A 16,223-nucleotide genomic window follows, 5' to 3' on the forward strand; every position below is an offset into this window, starting at 1 on the left:
ATCGATTTAATCTCAAGCACTTGTAGTCCAGCTTTTATGGGACTTGGTGTAATTTCAGTTGAAAAGGGAGAACACAGTCATGAAATTGGCTTACTGGATGTATGCAGGCCCCGCCCACATTGGCACATTGCGAATCGCCAGTTCATTTAAAAATGTCCACGCCATCATGCACGCCCCGCTTGGCGATGACTATTTTAACGTCATGCGCTCCATGCTATCGCGGGAGAGGAACTTTACGCCAGTGACAACCAGTGTCGTTGACCGCAACGTTTTAGCCCGTGGTTCCCAAGAAAAGGTGGTAGACAACATCACCCGCAAAGACGCTGAAGAACATCCAGATTTGATTGTCTTAACTCCCACCTGCACTTCCAGCATTCTCCAAGAAGATTTGCACAACTTTGTCGAACGCGCCCAACTGGAAGCCAAAGGAGATGTCATGTTAGCGGATGTGAACCACTACCGCTACAACGAACTGCAAGCAGCAGATCGCACTCTGCATCAAATTGTCCAATTTTACATCGACAAAGCCCGCAAGCGCGGTGAATTGCCAGCAGGCAAAACCGCCAAGCCCTCAGTTAACATCATTGGTATTTCTACCCTAGGCTTCCATCACCAACACGACTGTACCGAACTCAAACGGTTGATGGCTGACTTGGGAATTGAAGTGAATACGGTAATTCCTGAAGGCGCTGCGGTTAACGAATTGAAAAAAATGCCCCAAGCCTGGTTTAACCTGGTTCCTTACCGTGAACTCGGCTTAACCACAGCCCGTTACCTAGAAGAACAATTCGGCACGCCTTACGTAGATATTACGCCAATGGGTGTAGTTGAAACGGCAAGATGTATCCGCAAAATTCAGCAGGTAATTAACGCCCATAGTTCGACTTCGCTCACTACAAGAGGCGCAGAAGTTGAATACGAAGACTTCATCAACGAGCAAACCCTGCATGTATCTCAGGCTGCTTGGTTCTCCCGTTCTATCGACTGTCAGAACTTAACAGGTAAAAAAGCCGTAGTCTTTGGCGACAACACCCACGCCGCAGCCATGACCAAAATTCTCTCACGGGAAATGGGGATACACGTAGTTTGGGCTGGGACTTATTGCAAATATGATGCAGACTGGTTCCGCGAACAGGTAAGCGAGTATTGCGATGAAGTCTTGATTACAGACGATCATGGTGAAATTGGGGATGCGATCGCCCGCGTTGAACCCTCCGCCATCTTCGGCACCCAAATGGAGCGCCACGTTGGTAAGCGTTTAGATATCCCTTGCGGCGTCATTGCTGCACCCATCCACGTGCAAAACTTCCCCATTGGTTACAAACCATTTTTGGGTTACGAAGGTACAAATCAAGTCACAGATTTAATCTACAATTCCTTCACTTTAGGAATGGAAGATCACCTGTTAGAAATCTTCGGTGGACACGATACCAAGGAAGTAATTACTAAAGGAATTTCCGCTGAATCTGACCTGAATTGGACTAAGGATGGTCAAGCAGAATTGAACAAAATTCCCGGATTTGTGCGGGGTAAAGTCAAGCGTAATACCGAGAAATTTGCTCGTGAACGTGGGTTTAAAGAAATCAACGCTGAGGTTTTGTACGCCGCCAAGGAAGCCGTCGGGGCGTAGGTTAGTGGGTTAGTTGAAAAGATTCAGGGGTGAAGAGTTGTGTATGCTCTTTACCCTAATTTTTTGTCTACATAGAAAGTTTGACAAAGATTTAAATTTGAAATATAATCATAATTAATATAAAAAGTCTTTATTAAAAAAAATATATTAAATATGAATAATGACAAAGCGGCATTACTTGCGGCACTCTGTCAGGCTGGCATTAAGCACAGTCCAGAAAAAGTTGTGCGGATTGCCAAGCAGGATGATGGCAAAATCATATTTTTAGAAGAAGGAAAAGCTGGTAGAAGAGGCAGTGGATTAGCACATATATTAGAGCAACACCGAGAGGATTTTGCCAGACGCGGAATTTCTGAAAACGAAATACCAGATGCTGTAATAGCTGCTGTGACAGAAGGAACATTTCTTGGTTATCAAGGCACGATAGAACCTCCTAGGGAAATCTATCAAATAATTTTCAATGGAAAAACACAATACATAGCCGTAACTGTAGGTGATAATGGTTATATAGTCGGAGCCAATCCTGCCTCATTACCATAATTCAACTTGAATAGGGTGGGCAGTGCCCACCCTACCCTTAATGAGAAGGTGCAAGATGTCAGATAATTCAACTTGAATAGCTATGGCAATAAAGATTAAACTGATGGCTGATTATGGATGCGACCCTTTATGGTGGGCAGATGCTGATAAAGTGGGTAACATCGATCCAGGAAAACTACCCCTAAGTCAAGAAACCATTAGCCGCTTGCAAAAATGGGCATCTGCTTATAATGCAACCTTAAATTGGCAAGATCCCGCTAACTCGCCAGGGTTCCTCAATGAAGCAGCTGAAGCCGCTTTTGAAGCAGAAGGTATTAGCTTGTGGAAGCAACTGCACAAAGAACTTGCAGGTAATTATAAAGTTGTTTATTTCAGTGAACCATTAGGTAAAGTTTTTACTGATACTAGCGAATTGGAAGTTTTACGCACTCAAAATGCCTGATTCCTTTCTGATTTCAGTATTCAGCAATCTTCAACTGCTGCAAAGTTTGCTGAAGATATTGATCATAATGCAATACAGTTCAGTTAGACTCAAATGGTATACAGTGTAGGGGCACGGCATCCAAAATCTTTTCTTCTAATGACAATTTTATTCGTGCCGTGCCCCTACGACAATTTTCCTTAACCGAACTGTATTGGATCATAATGGGGCGCAAAGCCTTGCGCCCCTACATCGTGGTCTATTTACCCAAAGTTGGTGTGAGTTGATCAATTATATGACTTCGACAAACACGCCGCTGCGGGCATACTGTTCTTCTTCAGGAGTAAAGTAGGGAGTTTGATCGACAATTTGCGGCTCAAAGCAGTAGGTTTGCTGCAGAAATTGTCCGGCGATCGCTGCTGTTTCCAACTCTTTGATATAATCTTCAGCTAGGATACATGCCTCCCTGATGCCTTCGACATCCCCTTTCGCCACCAGCTTTTGCAGGGTTGCTCTGACCCCTGCCAGCCGCGATGCTGGTTTGATAATGCCATAGAGGCGGTATAATCGGTCAACGGAGATGCTCAGGTGTTTGAGTGCTTTGCTTCTTGCCAATTCGGAGTCGAGACTGGGCCAGTAGCGGGTAGTGTAAAAGGCTTTTTCATCCTTATGATACCACTCCTCGGAGCGGGCTATCGATGAGGAGACGGTGTTGTGTAGTTTCCAGAAAAATAACCGCAGGGCTGGACCATCCACAACTGTAGACAGTTTGGCTTCCATCGACACCTCAAAGTTGGAAAGTTGCGGGTCGCGTCCCAGCAAAAGATACTCCACCGGGTACATGTCCACCTCTTTGTTTTGCACTACATACATATTCAGGTGGTGGCGACAGTAAGGGCAGGGGTACATGCTAGCAAATAGTTTAAAGAAGTCTTTGAAAACTGCTACGAGAACTTTTTGCTTTGCATCTGGCTTGGTACAGACAATTTCCGCCGTGGTGTGGAAAAATCGCCAGACGGCAGGGCCGATATAATAGGGGAAGCTGACGCGCATCTGGGCATCCTTCACATCACTCCGTCCCAAATAGACATCAAGGAATGCTACATACTGCGATAGCGCCCCTGACTCCCGCCCAAACTCTTGACGTTCGCGCCGTTTTTGCACTCCATTGAGATAGTGATGTGTCAAACGCCATGCTTGCTTGATAGCCAGCTGTTGTTTGGCAGTACATTGAGAAAAGTTCTGTACCACATCCGCTCCATAGCGGTCAAATTCTCCCACTGCTTTGGTATCTTCATACCACTGAGCCAAAGCCCCTTGGTCAGGTACGGTATTATTTTGAATATCTGCAGCCGTGTTAACACTGAAAGCTGCGAGGAGTTTTGGCATGAAATCTTCATACCAATAAGCTACCGGCATCATCGCACCAGATATTTCTTCGGAAGCATCCGAGAGGATGACGCGGTGCCACTGCTGGAGGTAATCTTTGGGATCGCCTGGTGATTTAGCTGGAGGTGGGGTAAGCTCTGTATTCAGTTCCATCTGTCGCAGGCGGTTGAGTTCGTTGATGGCCAGTACACCGCCAGCAATATCACGGAAGCTGAAGTGCTTTTTCTTCAAAGTAATCGCGAACTCGACCCCCGCTGCAAACTTTTCTTTGACAGAGGTTGATTTACGGCGTGCTTCCTGCATCGCTTGATCTTCAGCCAGCATCTGGGGGGTTTTTTCGATAGTATTCCAATTCTTGATGCGGTCTTCGAGTCGGGTATATTCTTGTTTTATTGATTCAACGACTGCATCTAGCAAGGGGTGACAAGCTGTTTCTACGATATCTAAGCCTTTGTACAATGCGATCGCTTGCTGAATGAACTGCACAAAGTCGGTAATTTTGTAGGGTAGGTTTCTCACGCGCAGGTGGGTTTCATGGTTGGCTGAGAAACTTTCACGAAAGCTGCGGTAGGCGGCTCCCTGAATTAGGCGGAATAAACCAATCTGCATTTGCAGGGGGGAAGTGGCGCGTTCTTTTTGGTCTTGTGGGTGTTGGGCGAGCAGTTCTTTGAGTCGCACTACTTCTGGATTCTCGTCCTTAATTTCCTCTGTTGGAGATATGATATTTGATACAGTGGGTGCTTCAGCCGCCGCTGTGTCTGAGGTGACGGTGGGTGGATTTGCTGGGGAACTAGTAAAACAAATGGATGAATCTTTATAGCCGGTGGTGATTTCTGACTCTTCTGGAACCAGTTTCATGAACTCTTTAAAGTCAATTGAGCCATCGCCATCGTGATCGACTTCTTTAATCATCTCATCAAGTTCTGCATCCGTCAGCCCAAACTGACTCATAACGCTGCGGAGCTCGTTTGTGGTAATTTGACCGCTACCGTCTTCATCAAACACGCTGAATGCCAATTTGAGACGGCTTTGGCGATCGCCTTGGACGGACACCATCAGGGTTTTGAATTCTTCAAAATCAATACTGCCTGATAAGTCCACGTCTACTTCTTTAATCATATCTCGTAAATCGGTGTCACTAGGACTTTGCCCTAGCGATCGCATTACTTGACCCAATTCACTTGCTGAGATGACACCGCTACCGTCGGTATCAAATACTTTGAACGCTTCCCACAGCTTTGCTACTTCTTCTTCAGTCATGACTTTTTTTTCTAATTCTACAGTGGACATCAATTCATTCTCCCGATTTTTTAACTAGACGTGTCATAGATATCCCCTGTTGACTGCAGTCAGAGAGCCGTATGTGCAAGCAGCTTGTCATCAGACGTTACTAGGTGAAAAGTAGCGTCATAGTGATTGTATTACAGCAATTTTCACCCAATAACCACAGATCTTCGTAGGGGCGCAAGGCCTTGCGCCCCAAAAGCGTGGTCTATTTACCTGAAAATGGCTGTAAGATAGGCTTCTGGTTGCGATGGTCTAGGACTTACGCATCTCTTAACACTGGCCATTATTTGGCACAATTCCGAGGAAAATTATGACATGAACGCCATGCTGACCGAATTTACTCTGGCAAATTTCAAAAGTTACAGTACCAGCCGCTTACCTCTCGGATCGCTGACTGTACTAATCGGAGCCAATGCTTCAGGTAAAAGTAACGCCCTTGAAGGTTTGCGCTTTCTGTCGTGGCTAGCACAAGGGCAAAAACTATCCAGCATTCAATATGCGGTGAATAGTGCAGAGCGCGTTGTACGCGGTCGAGTAAATGACTTGTGCCATCGGGGAGAGTCAAATTTTACCATTGGTTGCCGTTTAGACTCCCCAGACTGGAACCAACTTGATATAACCCTGAATGTGCGTGACGGAGAACTGCACATCAGTAGTGAGCGAATCGTTGGCTCGACAAGTCAAGTCCCGCTATATGACCTAGATCAGCCTTCTCAAGGAGTAGGGACGGATGTTGGTGTCGCATATAATAACTTTAAAAAGGGGAAGAACAAGCCACTAGTAAAGTGCAGCGATCAGATGGCTATATTCGTGCAATTAGACACCCCTGCCCATTTTGATCCAAAGTACCCCAAATCCCAAAAGATAATTCCTGATACCGTCCGCGAATATCAACGAGTTTTAAAGAACATCCTGTTTCTAGATCCCGTCCCCGCCAGAATGCGCGAGTACAGCTTCAAATCTGATAAGCGATTACAAGAAGATGGTACCAATCTTTCCAGCGTCCTGTATCGCTTGTGGGAGAACCAAGCCGAAAATCAACAGGCAATTCTCAACTTTATCCAGAGTCTACCAGAACAGGCTATAGATGGGCTTGATTTCCTTTTCGGCCCACGGGATGAAGTCATGGTGCGACTAGCAGAAACCTTTGGCAATACCCGTCGCAATTGTGAGGCGGCATTATTATCCGATGGCACTTTGCGGGTGTTAGCTATAGCAGCAGCTATGCTATCGGCAACCGAAGGAAGTTTAGTGGTAATCGAGGAAATTGACAATGGGGTTCATCCCAACCGCGCTAAACATCTACTCGCCAGCATCCGGGATATTGCCGAGCAGCGGAAATTGCGGGTGCTGCTTTCTACCCACAACCCAGCCTTAATGGATGCCTTACCCGATGCGGCTCTCGGTGATGTAGTGTTTTGTTTCCGCAATCCAGAGTCAGGAGATAGCCGCCTTGTAAGGCTTGGGGAGATGTACGATTTCCCCAGTCTGATATCTCAGGGGCCCCTCGGTCAACTGGTAACTGCTGGGGTAGTGGATCGGTTTGTTAAGTCGCCGCATACACCTGAAGACAGAAAACAGCAAGCTATGGAATGGCTGTCTCGTTTGCAGGAGTACGGCAATGAGTAGTATCTGCCTGATAGATACCAGCATATTCCTCGAAATACTCAACGTCCCCAACTATAATCCAATACGTTTCAGTTAAGGCTAGTAGTCTGTCAATTTTGTTTTGAGGGATTTTTGGTAGTGTGAGCGTCTCGCTCACGCGGGCAAGATGCCCGCACTACAGTCCATCATTTTTATCTTGACATAGTAATAGAACTATGAGTCAAAGTCAATTTTTTTAACTAACCGCAGAGGCGCCCCAGGGCACAGAGAGAAGAAATAAATGCTTAACTGAACTGTTTCGAGCTATATTAACCTTCAGAAATTGGCGAAGGGAGTAAATCAAGGTAGGTGTTTTTGAAATGGCGGAAGATTTCTTGATAAATTTGGCTCTTGACTCGTTCGCCCCTTTTCCCATCTTCTAGTTTAATATCATCCACAAAAAATGAAATATTAAATTCAATAAAAAAGTCCGACTCATCATTATGATTCATGGCTACCATCCTCACTTGTGGTTCTTGCCATTTTTTGCGTGGTACTTTCAACTTTTCTTTAATCCATTTAATTAAATCTAAGACATAATCATCTAAGCGCGTTTCCTCAGCTTTAGGGTTCGATATTTTTTGAGACAATCGTTGCACTCTGCGTGTTAATAAATTAATCTTCCGCTCCCATTCCTCTGCAATTAAGTTTTGATCTTCATCTAGTAAATTTGGATCTTTGATCCAAACGCGATACCACTGGCGAATTAACTCAATTAGTCCCTCTTCATTATTTTCCTCAAAATTAAATACGGTGCGGTTGTTAATGGTTTCTTCAACTAATTGAAAACCAATAAGTTCTAATACACCTTGATATTCTTGTTGGACATTTTCTATTTCGTCTACTGTTAACCCCCCTTTTTCAGCAAACTGCATCGTTGCAACTAAAGCTTCTAGAGATTGTTCAATCTCTTCTAATTTCAAATTAACTTCCTGTTCAGCTAATACCTTTAATTTTCCAATTTTTTGTTGTTCTACAAGATTAGGATCGCTATCTTCGTAGATATAGTATTCATCCATGACCTCTAGTTTTATATCGATATCCCCTAGTGTATCAGGATGAGCCAAGACAATTTCTTCTATCAGCTTTTTGGAATCATCAAACTCACATTCAGTGGGAATCTCTATCTTTATAGATTGTGAATAAAAAGTTGTAGGACGACTCAAGTTAGTGATTTTTTGTCCCTGTAATACACTATTGGGAATATAAACATCGCAATGATTACTAAATATATATACCTGAGTTACCCTAATACCAATCTGGCGTAGCATCCCGATGGAACCATCTTCTAGAAGCAAGATATCACCAAATTGAAAAGGTGTATCAATAAGTAAAACAATTCCACTAAAGAAATTAGCTAAAATATCTTGAAGTGCAAAACCAAGCACAAAAGTAGCACCGCCAAGCGCTACCCAAATTCCACTTAAACTCACCCCAAAGGAACTGAGAATAAAAGCTGCACCAGCGATGTATATCAGCACAGGAACAACTGCTGACAGAATGGGAAGCAATACGTCATCCCACATGACTTCACTTTGTCGAGTGTATACTTTGAGGTAGTAGATAAAAACTTCATTAAAAAGTTGAACAGCCCAATAACTACCTACTATAATTAGACTGACTATGAAAATGTGATCAATTACTGAAAAAAAACCTACAGTAGCTAACTTTCCTAAAGCAACTTTTAGGCTGATTTTCATGCTGAGGATAGCAAAGATGAACAGAATAGGATAGGCGCAAACATTTAAAGCAACGAAGGCAATATCCTTTTCAAATTCTCGAAAAATCGGGCGCAAGATGTAAAACAATATTATATATAACAGCGCAGTTCCTAGAGCCGTTATTAGTAACCCGTACAGGAGCAAAGTCTCTGTATTCAGTTGGGAAAATTGATGTAAAATGTTTTGTAACATATTGTATATAGTATTATATTGTATAATAGATATTGACGAACCGAAAATAGGTAAAGGTTTACCCTAATGATATGCCTAGTTTTCAGAATTTCCGATTCCCTGTTTACTTTATTCAATTACCAGCTTTAAACCTGGAAGCAATCGCTCTAAATTTTTCAAGGATTTATTTTGCCAAGGAACTTTTCTGGAACCTAAAACTACTAATTGAGTCCCTTTCTTTTTCCGCATTCCTAAAACAAACTTAGATAACATACTAATACCTGAACTGTTGAGAAAGGCTAATTCTTTCAGGTTCAATGTTATGCTTGGAAGTGCTAAATCAGCTACTTGATTAAGCAAATTTACTATAGGCTCATAATCCTTTGGTCCACCTAGACTGATTTCTCCTTTAAAGTCAACTATCGCAGATGTTGAATTGTATTGAACTTGATAGTCATCGCCTTGAACTTCTTGAGTAGCCATAGGTTATTTGGATTTTTTTGAGATCTAAAACTTAATTATTAACGTAAGTTGCAAGTTAGATCAAGTAGGGTGCGTCAGATACCGAAAATTAGTAACCTTATCCGAAAATTAAGCATTCTGACGCACCCTACGGGCTTAATTATTACAAATAATACCAAATTATACAATGATTTGAGCCATTGTAGTAACCGTCATAATTTGTGTATCGGTGGATTCTAAGTCAAATTCCCAGCCTAATTTTGCTGAATAATCGTTAATAATGGTCAGTAAACCTATACCAGAACTTTTACTATCTTCTTCTGCGGCTATTTTTTCCAGTTGCTGTACATATAACTCCTGAGTATCGCTAGAAAGTAATTCTTGAATAAAGGCTTGAAATTTGGCAACGCCGTGAGCATTAATACTGTTATTCGTGAAAATCACAGCAGTCAATTTTTCGCTATCCTCTATATAATAAATCCCAAATGTAACTGGATAATCATCGTTCATTTCTTGAAATTTTACAGCATTTTCCAAAAGTTCATTACCGATATAACTTATGGAATTTTTACACTCTTTAATACGATTCGCCCCATCAGGATCGTCTTTATCAATTGAGACAATATTTGCAAAATAGTCAGCAATATAATAAGCACATAAACGGTGATTACGCCACTGTCTTTGACTGGTTCGAGAAACAGTATTAAAGGTTAATTCTAAACAATGATGGTTTGGGGGAAACTCTTCAATAAATTCTCCAAAAATTTGGCTCATTTCTGTTACCTACTAATTAGTATATCAAAACTGTCAGATTTGTTTGTCTTATCAATTTTAAATGAGGGCGTAGGGTGCGTCATAAAAACAGATAATTTATGAAATTCAATCTTTTAGGGATGACGCCAGTTAAACATTCTCTAAATTTATTGATTTTTAATTTTGCTATCTTTAATCCGAGAAAATGCCAATTTTTTCTTTTTGTTGACATTCTCATCAATGTCCTCCAATAATTCTTCCCCATCAAATGTTTCTTCGCTTGCAAATGTTTCCCGCTGCTCAAATGGTAGCTGTTTGATCACCACTAAAGTAATATCGTCAAACACCTTTTGTTGACCTATAAAATTTTTAACATCATCAATTATTGCTTGCTTAATTTCTGGGGCGGAACCCTGCCAATTTTGACTAATAACTTCGCATAATCGCTCTAGCCCATATTGTTTTTTATCGATGTTGTAAGCTTCAGGAATTCCATCAGTATAGAGAATAACTCCATCGCCTACATCTAATTCGATGATGGTATGATTGATAAAATCAGTAATTTCTTCATCTAACCCAATTGGGAATCCGAGATCTATTGTGTTAACGCGCTCAATATCACCCCCATTCCGCACTATAATAGTTTCTTCGTGCTGACCGCTGATACTGATTCTGCCTTGTGAATAAGTGAGAATGACTAAAGTTAAATTCTTCTCAGAATTCATGCGGCGGACATTTTTATAAATAGTGCGGTTGAGAGCATCCAAAAATTTAACGGGATCGAGTTCTTGAATCTCTTTGAGAGTCCTGACTGCTGTTTGCGTCATTACCATTAAAATACCACTTTCCAAACCATGTCCGGTAACATCACCAATCCCTATTGTAGTGATACCGTCTGTGTGCAGAACGTCGTAGTAGTCGCCACCTACTTCGTCCGCAGGTTCCATATAACATGCAATATCTAAATCTTCAATCGCCTTGAGTTCCTCTGCTGTTGGTAAAATCATTTTTTGCATTTGGTGCAACATATCCAATTCTTTCGCCATACGGAAGTTTTCCGCCTGGAGAATGGCTTCTGCTTCGTTGCGTTTGAGCAGGTTGACGTATGCTTTAGAATGGTAACGGATGCGGGCGATTAGTTCGGCTGAATCTGGGAGTTTGACTAAATAATCGTTGGCTCCTAATGCAAAAGCTTTTGCTTTGATGACTGGTTCTTCTTTACTAGAAAGAACTATTAAAGGAACGTATTTTGTAGGAGCATTTTGGGCGCGTAAAAAACGCACTAATACTAATCCTTCCATCTCTGGCATCACTAAATCCTGTAAAATGATGGTTGGCTGACAGGACTTAGCGACTTTGAGAGCTTTAGTAGGGTCGCTACAGTAATGAAATGTGATGTCTTTTTCTGGAAGCAACATGCGACGAATAGCTTCGGCGATCATTGGCTGATCATCGATGAGTAAAACTGTAATTGGGTCTTCTATCATGGCTTTCGTCTCCTTTTGACATATTTAATAATTCATAATTTAGTTAGAATTTAGAATTTATGATTTTAATAGTCGTCCGATTAAAGTAGAGGCGATCGCATTAATAGGTAAACTCTCCACAGCCGCACCCAATTCTACAGCAGCTTTGGGCATTCCATAAACTACAGAAGTCTGCTGATCTTGGGCGATTGTATGCCATCCTTTTTGCTGTAACACACTTAGCCCTTCTGCTCCATCTTTACCCATACCAGTCAATAAAACTGCAGTTCCCCGACGGTGCCAATACTGGGCGACACTTTTGAAAAAAACATCGACGGAAGGCCGATAAGGATAATCAATCGGTTCTTTGGTGTAACCCAAGCTCAAATTTGATTGTAACTTGAGGTGATCATTAGTCCCAGCAATTAGGACTTTTCCTACTTCTAAATGACTCCCTGCTGTGGCTAGCTTGACAGTTAAAGGTGTCTGTTGATTTAGCCATTCAACTAAACCAGGCGTAAATTGAGCATCCACATGTTGAACAATCGCTATCGCCGCCCCAAAGTTTGCTGGTAAATGTGAGAGAATTGTCGCTAGGGCGTTAGGACCACCTGTGGAAGCACCAATCACAATTAATGGCGGAACCTGGGACTCCAGAGCAGAAAATCGAGATGGCGAACTTTGTCCCAGAGTTTTAGATTTGGTAGTTGGCGCTGGTTTACCAATTAGTTTGCGAATAGTGGTAATTTTTCCTAAGAAAACCTCTGCAGCTTCAGGATTACCACTAACCCCAAAAACAGGTGTACTAACTGCATCTAATGCTCCATATCCCATTGCTTCAAAAACTTTGGATGCATTTTGTCCGACATTTGCTGTCACTACTAAAATGGCACAAGGAGAGTTTTTCATGATTTGACGAGTTGCTTCTACCCCATCCATCACCGGCATGATTAAGTCCATCAAAATCAAGTCTGGTGTATCTTGGGCGCATTTACTAACTGCTTCAGCACCATCACGAGCTATCCAAGCCACTTCACACCCTGGGACAGTAATTAAGACACGCTTTAACGTCTCTACTGCCATTACCATGTCGTTAACAATTGCAATCCTCATTTATTAGTTGTTTTTTGTTGCTTACTAAACTATTTACAGGAATTTTACAGGAATTATATTTGATTTTGAACATCTATGATTCTCCATGCCCAATCCCCCATTGCTTACCTAGATTAATTACCAATCAAATCTAACACGGCATTGACTAAGGTATCATCATGAAAGCTGGCTTTGGTTAAATAATAATCAGCCCCAGCTTCTAACCCCCTAAGTCTGTCTTCTTCGCGGTCTTTATAGGATACGATAATTATCGGTATTGAGTTCAACTTCGGATTGTTTTTAATTTTGCTCACCAGTTCAATTCCGTTCATTCTGGGCATATCAATATCACTAATCACTAAGTCATAATGCTTATTAGAAACTGTGTACCAACCCTCGACGCCATCCACCGCCACATCAACTTTATAACCTTTATTTTCTAGTAATTTTCTCTCCATTTCTCGGACAGTTATCGAATCATCAACTACCAAAATACTCTTGCGGCTTTCGAGTATGGCAGTACTAATTTCCTTGTCGAATCGGCTTAATTTGCTGTTATTGAGTAGATTATCAACAGAGCGAATTAAATCAGAAATATCGACAATCAGGATGGGTGAACCATCTCCCATGAGAGCCGCAGCACTAATATCTTGAACTTTTCCTAATCGGGGATCTAAAGGTCTAACGACTAAATCATGTTCGCCCAAAAATCGATCTACTACTAATCCATAATAATCTGATTGTTCACCAATTATAACAACAGGTAAGGCATCAGATTTGGGTGTAGATTCCGGCAACTCTAACACCTGATGGGCTGATACCAAACCAATATTTTTATTGTCCATTGTGAAATACTGGCGATTTTCAATTGAATAAATTTCCTTTTTTTCCACCATAACAATTTGCTCAATTCTTGCTAAAGGGAAAGCATAAGGTTCACCAGATATTTCTACTAACAGGGTACGAACAACAGATAAAGTTAGAGGTAATTGGAAGTGAAAAGTCATGCCTTTTCCTGGTACAGAAAATGCGCGGACATTACCACCAACTTCTTGAGCCATGCTTTTAGCAATATCTAAACCCACGCCACGGCCAGAAATTTCTGTTACCTGCTTGGCTGTAGAAAATCCAGGTAAAAACAGAAATTCCATGAGTTCACTTTCACTAAGTTGATCTACCATTTCTGATGATGTTAGTCCCTTGGTGACAATTTTTTGGCGCAACCAATCAAAGTTAATTCCTCGACCATCATCGGAGATGGTAATAGATAGCATTCCCCCACGATGAACGGCTTCGAGTCGCACGGTTCCTTCAGCTAGTTTATCAACGGCTAGGCGTTCTTCGGGTAGCTCAATACCGTGATCGACGGAGTTACGCAAAATATGCGTGAGGGGAGCTTCTAATTTCTTTAAAATATCACGATCAACGGGTGTAGATTTGCCGAGAATATCGAATTTTACTTGCTTACCTAGGCTTCTGGCCAAATCGCGAATCATTCGGGGGAACCCTTGTACCCCATCGGCGAAAGGACGCATATTAGAGGCAATTACTTCTCGGTAGAGGCGATCGCTTAAACTAGCAGTACGACGCGCAAATAATTCTAGTGCGTCCAGGCGATCGCCCAAAATCTCGCGACATTCTGACTCTTTTAACCTCGCAGCTTCCAAATACTTCTGGCTTTCTTGGTAGCGACCCACAGCTACAGCTTCCTGAAATTGTTGCAGAATTTTCGACAGTTGCAGTTGTCGTTTTTTGAGAATCATCAGCGAATCTGCAAAGGGTTGTAGCCAATTGGCTTCAATCAGGGACTCACCCGCCAAACCCATGATCCGATTTAAGTTTTCGGCGTTGACCCTGACAACTCGGTCATTGGTCGGGAGTAGCTGTATTGTCGGCTGGCCTGTTGGTTCGACGTTGGTCAGTTCACTGGATTTAGGTTTAACAATTGATGTCGTCTCAACTGAGGCGGTTTTCGCCCCTGCTGGCGTCTGAGTTGGGGGGGGAGGTGGGGGAGCAATTTCTACTCGTCCTGTTGTCTGGGTTTTCTCTCCCGTCAACACGCCAGCAATTTGCTGTCTGGTTGCTGTAATCTGTTGTCGATGTTCTGACAACCAAGGATTTAATTTCACTGGCTCTAACTGACTAATGTTGAGGAGTAAATCGACACCTTGCAACAATACATCAACATCATCTGCTTCTAGGGTAATTGTGTGGTTTTGGGCGGCGACAAAGCAATCTTCCATTAAGTGAGCTAGGTTCACAGCCGCATCAATAGCTACAATCCTCGCAGCGCCTTTGATGGAATGGGCTGCTCGCATCAAAGATTCTAGCACTTTGGCAGATTGAGGTTGGCTTTCTAAGGATAGCAGCCCTTCATTTAAGATGTTTGCCTGACCTTCTACTTCCAAGCGGAACAAATCCAGCATGGAGGTATCGCTGATATTTACTACCTCTTCTGTGATTGGCGGTGGTGGGGGAGGTGGGGGAGGTGGGGGAGAAATTGGCTCCGTAATTTCCCTATGTATATTTAGTAATACCATCTCCACTGTCCCCGTAAGTAGGGCAGTAATTTTCTGTGTGGTTGTAGAAATTTCCTGGTGATGTTCTGATAGCCAAAGGTCTAAATCTGCTTCTCCTACTTGGCTAATCTTCAGCAGTGCATCGACACCTAAGCGTAGTACCGGAATCTGAGCCAGTGTAATTGTTTGATTTTGGGCGGTAACAAAATATTCTTCTAGGCTGTGAGATAGGGAAGCAGCAGCATCAATTTCCACAAGATCAGCTACCCCTTTGACAGCATGAGCAGCCCGCATCAGCGATTCCAGTGTTTGGGAAGACTGGGGTTGAGTTTCGAGAGCTAAAAGCCCCTCTTTGAAGATCGCAGCCTGGGCTTCTACTTCCAGCCGGAACAAATCTAGTATGGTTAAGTCCCCCATATCTTGCTTATTGTCCATTACAGAATCCTCCGGACTAGAGTATAAAACAATAAATCTGCATCTAAATAATTTACCTTATGCTCCTGCCAGTAAATGACCCCTTTGGTATAGGCTGCTGCGGCTTTGGAAATGACCACTGGCGTATTTTGCAATTCACTAATTTGGAAGCGATGCACTCCACACACCTCATCAACTGGAAACACCCAGCGGTTATCTTCAGAGGCTATCACCATCATTCGTTTAGATACTACAGCATTGACATTCTGGGAGGAATCAGCTATAACCGCCAGGCTGAGAAGATGGGTGAGGGAAATGCATAGGAGAATTTCGCCACGAATGTTAACCAGACCCATAAACAGTTCGTTACTGCGATGTGGGAGGCTGTGAATTACACAGGGCTGAGTGACTTCCTGAAGTAACCGCACCGGTAAAGCTAACCATTCATCTGTTAAACGGAAGATCATCACTGATAGAGTTTCTGCTGACCGCACCAGCGCTCTATTTATTGACGCTAAGGAATCATCTGGCTGAGTTTTTGCCAGGATCTCGGTCCATTCATGCAGATATTCTGACGACGCTTCCCGTTCTAATAAACTCCGCCCAGCCAGAGAATATACGGAACAATTGCGACAGTGAATTGCCGTTTTTAGCTCCCGACAGGAGCGATCGCCCTCTACTCCAATCTGGTTCCAGCAATCATCGCTCATG

12 protein-coding genes are annotated in these 16,223 nt (G+C 42.7%); 4 read left to right on the top strand and 8 right to left on the bottom strand.

The window, feature by feature from the left end:
- Window positions 1–79: 79 nt before the first annotated feature.
- From bchB to HEQ19_13215, 3 genes are all read left to right on the top strand, one after another.
- Window positions 80–1,630 (top strand): ferredoxin:protochlorophyllide reductase (ATP-dependent) subunit B, encoded by a 1,551-nt coding sequence (bchB, locus tag HEQ19_13205; protein ID WYM00338.1) that lies wholly within the window; start codon window positions 80–82, stop codon window positions 1,628–1,630.
- Window positions 1,631–1,783: 153 nt separating this feature from the next.
- Window positions 1,784–2,170 carry a hypothetical protein gene (locus HEQ19_13210; GenBank protein WYM00339.1) on the top strand — a complete coding sequence of 129 codons (387 nt, stop codon included), beginning with the start codon at window positions 1,784–1,786 and terminating at the stop codon, window positions 2,168–2,170.
- Window positions 2,171–2,252: 82 nt separating this feature from the next.
- Entirely contained in the window at window positions 2,253–2,612 is a 360-nt protein-coding gene (locus tag HEQ19_13215; protein ID WYM00340.1) for a hypothetical protein, read from the top strand.
- A 270-nt stretch (window positions 2,613–2,882) separates the two neighbouring features.
- Here the strand turns inward: HEQ19_13215 and HEQ19_13220 are convergent, their stop codons facing one another.
- Entirely contained in the window at window positions 2,883–5,270 is a 2,388-nt protein-coding gene (locus tag HEQ19_13220) for an EF-hand domain-containing protein (protein WYM00341.1), read from the bottom strand.
- A gap of 312 nt (window positions 5,271–5,582) precedes the next feature.
- Here HEQ19_13220 and HEQ19_13225 point away from each other — a divergent pair, with 312 nt between their 5' ends.
- Window positions 5,583–6,896, top strand: a complete 1,314-nt coding sequence (locus HEQ19_13225; GenBank protein WYM00342.1) for an AAA family ATPase — start codon at window positions 5,583–5,585, stop codon at window positions 6,894–6,896.
- 287 nt (window positions 6,897–7,183) lie between these two features.
- Here the strand turns inward: HEQ19_13225 and HEQ19_13230 are convergent, their stop codons facing one another.
- The 7 genes from HEQ19_13230 to HEQ19_13260 all read right to left on the bottom strand — a co-directional run bounded on the left by HEQ19_13230 (window position 7,184) and on the right by HEQ19_13260 (window position 16,222).
- Window positions 7,184–8,827, bottom strand: a complete 1,644-nt coding sequence (locus tag HEQ19_13230) for a mechanosensitive ion channel family protein (GenBank protein WYM00343.1) — start codon at window positions 8,825–8,827, stop codon at window positions 7,184–7,186.
- A 108-nt stretch (window positions 8,828–8,935) separates the two neighbouring features.
- Window positions 8,936–9,289 carry a hypothetical protein gene (locus HEQ19_13235; GenBank protein WYM00344.1) on the bottom strand — a complete coding sequence of 118 codons (354 nt, stop codon included), beginning with the start codon at window positions 9,287–9,289 and terminating at the stop codon, window positions 8,936–8,938.
- Window positions 9,290–9,448: 159 nt separating this feature from the next.
- Window positions 9,449–10,042 (bottom strand): DUF6272 family protein, encoded by a 594-nt coding sequence (locus tag HEQ19_13240; protein WYM00345.1) that lies wholly within the window; start codon window positions 10,040–10,042, stop codon window positions 9,449–9,451.
- Window positions 10,043–10,188: 146 nt separating this feature from the next.
- Entirely contained in the window at window positions 10,189–11,508 is a 1,320-nt protein-coding gene (locus tag HEQ19_13245) for a SpoIIE family protein phosphatase (protein ID WYM00346.1), read from the bottom strand.
- 57 nt (window positions 11,509–11,565) lie between these two features.
- Window positions 11,566–12,600 (bottom strand): chemotaxis response regulator protein-glutamate methylesterase, encoded by a 1,035-nt coding sequence (locus HEQ19_13250; GenBank protein ID WYM00347.1) that lies wholly within the window; start codon window positions 12,598–12,600, stop codon window positions 11,566–11,568.
- 113 nt (window positions 12,601–12,713) lie between these two features.
- Window positions 12,714–15,533: a response regulator gene (locus HEQ19_13255; GenBank protein ID WYM03390.2), complete on the bottom strand. Its 2,820-nt coding sequence runs from the start codon at window positions 15,531–15,533 to the stop codon at window positions 12,714–12,716.
- Window positions 15,533–16,222 (bottom strand): chemotaxis protein CheW, encoded by a 690-nt coding sequence (locus tag HEQ19_13260; protein ID WYM00348.1) that lies wholly within the window; start codon window positions 16,220–16,222, stop codon window positions 15,533–15,535. Before HEQ19_13260 ends, HEQ19_13255 begins: the two co-directional genes overlap by 1 nt.
- Window position 16,223: the final 1 nt, after the last annotated feature.

It is taken from the genome of Gloeotrichia echinulata CP02, from assembly GCA_038087035.1.
Taxonomy (GTDB): Bacteria; Cyanobacteriota; Cyanobacteriia; order Cyanobacteriales; family Nostocaceae; genus Gloeotrichia; species Gloeotrichia echinulata.